This window comes from Streptomyces sp. SID486 (genome assembly GCF_009865385.1).
In the GTDB taxonomy this organism is placed as follows: domain Bacteria; phylum Actinomycetota; class Actinomycetes; order Streptomycetales; family Streptomycetaceae; genus Streptomyces.
Genome location: NZ_WWJT01000478.1, coordinates 1 through 4,024, shown reverse-complemented (window position 1 = coordinate 4,024; position 4,024 = coordinate 1). Strand labels below are relative to the sequence as shown.

Annotated in this window: 2 protein-coding genes, 1 tRNA gene and 1 other RNA gene; 1 reads left to right on the top strand and 3 read right to left on the bottom strand. The window is 73.5% G+C overall.

Features of this window, described 5'->3' with window-relative positions:
- On the bottom strand, nucleotides 1-1,310 hold a 1,310-nt coding region (locus tag GT045_RS22675), incomplete at its 3' end, for a DNA polymerase III subunit gamma and tau (protein WP_161335257.1).
- Nucleotides 1,311-1,364: 54 nt separating this feature from the next.
- An RNA gene (gene ffs / locus GT045_RS22670) (signal recognition particle sRNA small type) lies at nucleotides 1,365-1,463 on the bottom strand.
- A gap of 119 nt (nucleotides 1,464-1,582) precedes the next feature.
- On the opposite strand from ffs, the gene GT045_RS22665 reads away from it, so the two are divergent.
- A tRNA-Ser gene (locus GT045_RS22665) sits at nucleotides 1,583-1,670 on the top strand.
- Nucleotides 1,671-2,117: 447 nt separating this feature from the next.
- Here the strand turns inward: GT045_RS22665 and GT045_RS22660 are convergent.
- Entirely contained in the window at nucleotides 2,118-3,887 is a 1,770-nt protein-coding gene (locus GT045_RS22660; RefSeq protein WP_345942725.1) for a copper resistance protein CopC, read from the bottom strand.
- Nucleotides 3,888-4,024: the final 137 nt, after the last annotated feature.

Below are 4,024 nucleotides of genomic sequence, written 5' to 3'. Positions count from 1 at the left end.
ATCGGGTCCGGGGCCGGCCCCCCACCGGCGCCCGGTCCGGCACCGGCACCCATGCCCGCGGCCATACCCGCGCCAGGGGCGAGGGCGCCGCCGTGGGCCTCGGGGCCCGGCGCGTAACCCATCGCGGGGGTGCCGGCACCGGCCGAGAAGGCGACGCCGCGCTCCAGGCGGTCGAGGCGGGCCATCACCGACCGCTCGTCGCCGTAGGCGGCGGGGAGCATGACGCGGGCGCAGATCAGTTCCAGCTGGAGGCGGGGCGAGGTGGCGCCGCGCATCTCGGTCAGGCCCTCGTTGACCAGGTCGGCGGCGCGGCTCAGCTCGGCCGCCCCGAACGTCTCCGCCTGGGCCTGCATCCGCTCCAGCACGTCGGCCGGGGCGTCGAAGAGCCCCTTCTCGGCGGCGTCCGGCACGGCGGCGAGGATCACCAGGTCCCGCAGCCGCTCCAGCAGATCGGCGACGAAGCGCCGGGGGTCGTTGCCCCCCTCGATGATCCGGTCGACGACCTCGAAGGCAGCGGCCCCGTCACCCGTGGCGAAAGCCTCGACGACGGAGTCGAGCAGGGACCCGTCGGTGTAGCCGAGGAGGGAGGTGGCCATGGCGTATGTCACACCCTGCTCGCCGGCGCCGGCGAGGAGCTGGTCCATGACGGACATGGAGTCACGGACGGATCCGGCGCCTGCCCGCACGACGAGCGGCAGCACGCCGTCGTCCACCGGGATGTCCTCCTTCTGGCACACCTCGCCCAGGTAGTCCCGCAGGGTGCCCGGGGGCACGAGCCGGAAGGGGTAGTGGTGGGTCCGCGACCGGATGGTGCCGATGACCTTCTCGGGCTCGGTCGTGGCGAAGATGAACTTGAGGTGCTCGGGCGGCTCCTCGACGACCTTCAGCAGGGCGTTGAAGCCGGCCGACGTGACCATGTGGGCCTCGTCGATGATGTAGATCTTGTACCGGCTGCTCGCGGGGCCGAAGAACGCCTTCTCGCGCAGCTCACGGGCGTCGTCCACACCACCGTGAGAGGCCGCGTCGATCTCGATGACGTCGATGGAGCCCGGTCCGTTGCGGGCCAGGTCCTGGCACGACTGGCACTCCCCGCAGGGGGTCGGCGTCGGACCCTGCTCACAGTTCAGGCAGCGGGCCAGGATGCGCGCGCTGGTCGTCTTGCCGCATCCGCGCGGACCGCTGAAGAGGTACGCGTGATTGACCCGGTTGTTCCGCAGCGCCTGCTGCAGCGGGTCGGTGACATGCTCCTGCCCGATGACCTCGGTAAAGGTCTCCGGGCGATAGCGGCGGTACAGCGCGAGAGACGACACGCATACGAGGTTAATGGCGCCCACTGACAACCGGCTCCGCCGACGGATCCCGGGAACGCAAGCGCCCCCCACGCACCCGCCAGAGCCGACCTACCCTTGCTGCCTTCCGGCCCTGGGGGAGTTCAGTCAGATAGCGCCGCGTGAGGGGCTGTGCCCCACAGTACCCGATCCCGGGCCGGGGGCTGTACCCGGTCCCGGCGCGGACCCCACCCGGTGGCGGCCTGCGGGAACGAGTTCGCGAGCACCCTCCTCGGTCATGTAATGTTCCGACCGGAGGATTCGCCTAGAGGCCTAGGGCGCACGCTTGGAAAGCGTGTTGGGGGCAACCCCTCACGAGTTCGAATCTCGTATCCTCCGCCAGTGCCTCACCGGGCACGATGTCGAAGGGCCCCCTGGAAACAGGGGGCCCTTCGACGTTGTCATGCGTCTAGTTGTCATGCGTCTCGTTGCCCTTGTCCTTGCGTCTCGCTGTCTTTGCGTCTCGCTGTCCTGGTCCCTGTACGCAGCCCGGTGCGTGGGATCGGGAAGACCGGGGCGGTGACAGCCCGGGACGAGGCGGTGGATGATCCGGCCCATGCGCATACGACGAGAGGCTCGCTGGGTCCTGTGGGGGCTGTGGCTCGCTTGTCTGGTGTTCACCGTCTGGGCCTTCGTGGAGGCGGTCAGGCTGTTCCTGCGTGCCGAGTCCTGGTGACGCGGCGAGGTGTCGGGCCGTCGCCGCGCCTGAACGGCATCCAGCCGAGACCGGAAACCGCCCTGGCCGGAGGCTCGCAGTATCGAGCCCGCACGCTGCGGGCGCCGGCCGGGCTACCGGGTCACCCGTAGTGGCGCGGACACCGTCACCTGGTCCACGTCGGAGATCCGGACCGTCGCCTTCAGGGTCCAGGTGCCGGGGAGCGGGAGGGTGAAGGCGTCGGCCGCCCAGTAGCCGCCGCGATTCGTGACCTTGGTGTCCAGCGGCCCCACCCGCTGGGCCGGCAGCGTCAGGGTGATGCGGAGTTCGGGGACCGTGGAGAAGCCGCCGTCGGGGCCGTAGACCACCGCCTGGACGGAGTTACCGCCGACCCGGCCCGGGTCCAGGGTGATCTGGACCGTGCCGTGGCCGCCGGGGGCACCGGTGTCGAAGGGGACCGTGATGACGGAGGCCGTCGGGATGCCGGCCGCCACCGGCGCGGGACCGGGCCGTGCCGACTCCGTCGCCGCGCGGCCGGGCACGGTACTGGTCAGGAGGGTGGTCAGGGCCAGCACCACCACGGCCGCCGCCGCCTCGGCCAGGACCGAGCGGCGCAGGAGGTGCGTCGGGGCGGCGGCGGTAGGGGTGGTCGGCCGCTCCGGGCTCGGGGGGAGCGGAGGGCCCATGGCAGGTTCCGGGACGCGGGCGCGCACCGGGGCCAGGGCGGCTGCCCGGACCGCGCGGACGGTCCAGGTGCGGGAGCAGGCCGCCGCGAGGAGGAGGGCCGCGACCGCCGCCAGTTTGGCCAGCAGGGTGCGGCCGTACGTGGTGTCCGTCAGCGCCTGCCAGGAGCCGAGGCCCCGCCAGGACTGGTAGACACCGGTCACGACCAGGACCGTCACCGAGGCGAAGGCCAGACGAGAGAAGCGGGCCGGGACGGAGGCCGGCAGGGCGGCCGGTGCGGCGGTGCGGCGCAGCGTCCACAGGAGGGCGGCGAGACCGCCCAGCCAGGCCGCCATGGCCAGGAGGTGGAGGGTGTCCGAGACCATCGCCACCGGTACCTGGATGCCCGCCGAGGCGTGGTCGGACGCGGACCAGGTCAGCGACAGGGCGACGGCGTACACCGCGGCTGCCGCGAGCCCGGCCCGGCGCGGGAACCGGGCGCGGCGGACCGCCGGCAGGGCCGCGGCCGCCGCCACCAGGAGCAGCAGCACCAGCCGGGCCAGGAGGAGCAGGCCGGGGCGGGTCGTCGCCGGGCGGGTGAGGGAGGACAGCGTGAGGGCCGTCGCCGGAGAGGTGCCCTCCTCGTACGGCGTCCGCAGGAGGTAGAGCGCGGCCGTGGTCACGAGGAGCGTCGCCGCCGCGGCCAGGACGGGGGTGCGCAGGTGGGCGGTCTCCGGCGGGCGGCAACAGGCGACGAACGCGGCCGTGCCCAGGAGCAGGGCCAGGGAGAGGTAGGCGAGGTACCGCGCGATCGTGTGCAGGGCCGTGGTGACCGGGTCCCCGGTGCGCTCCGGGGGCGGGGCGGCCGGTGTGGCCGTGCGTGCGCCCACCGAGAAGGTCAGGGCGCCGGACACCGGGTGGCTGTCGGCCGACACCACCCGCCAGGCGACCGTGTACGTGCCGGTGGCCAGCCTGGCGGGGAGGGTGACGCGCGCGGTGTCCGAGTGGCCGGAGGCGTGGCCGGCGGAGCCGGTGCGTACGCGGTGGTTGCCGGGGTCGTAGATCCGGAAGGAGTCGGTCAGCAGGCCGACCGACTCGCTGAAGGTGAGGGTCACCTGGCGCGGCGCGGTGCGCAGGACGGTCCCGTCGGCGGGGTCGGTCGTGCGCAGGACCGCGTGCGCCGAGGCGGGGGCGGCCGTGCCGAGGAGCAGGGAGACGAGGACGGGGAGGAGCAGGAGCACGGCCCGCAGCGACCGGCCGGACCACGGCGATCGGCCGGACCACGGCGATCGGCCGGGCCGTGGTGATCGGCCGCATTCGCGTAGCCCTCCCGGCCGGGGCGACCGTCCGGATCCGTGCAGGCTTCCCGGCTGGGGCG